Origin of the sequence: Bacillus sp. SIMBA_005 (assembly GCF_046535585.1) — a bacterium.
In the GTDB taxonomy this organism is placed as follows: domain Bacteria; phylum Bacillota; class Bacilli; order Bacillales; family Bacillaceae; genus Bacillus; species Bacillus pumilus.
Genome location: NZ_JAWRWI010000113.1, coordinates 1 through 351 on the forward strand (window position 1 = coordinate 1; position 351 = coordinate 351).

Sequence of the window (351 nt, forward strand, 5' to 3'; positions counted from 1 at the left end):
GTCTACTCATTTTGCTATTGCAATTAGGGCACAAATGCTGCTTTTTGCCTTCAATAGTCCAAGTGTAATGTTTCTTATTAAAACCTATGCCACAAACATCACAGCGCCTTGGTTTAAACATCGCACCGAGAATGACAAGTACAACGAACCCACCAATTAACCATTCCATAAAATCCCTCTTAATGAAAAATCCCGCGCAGCGGGCTTCAGTCGTAAACTTCGCGTCGATGACCAATCGTGGCCGCAAGGATGACCAGCTCGTCATCCCGGATCTCACACAAAATGCGATAATCCCCCACCCGATAACGCCAGAATTCACCTAGCTCACCTTTTAGCGGTTTCCCTGACTGG

Annotated in this window: 1 protein-coding gene; it reads right to left on the minus strand. The window is 46.2% G+C overall.

Annotated elements, in window-relative coordinates; genetic code table 11:
- Positions 1-206: 206 nt before the first annotated feature.
- On the minus strand, positions 207-351 hold a 145-nt coding region (locus tag SB660_RS19350; protein ID WP_410583855.1), incomplete at its 5' end, for a type II toxin-antitoxin system RelE family toxin.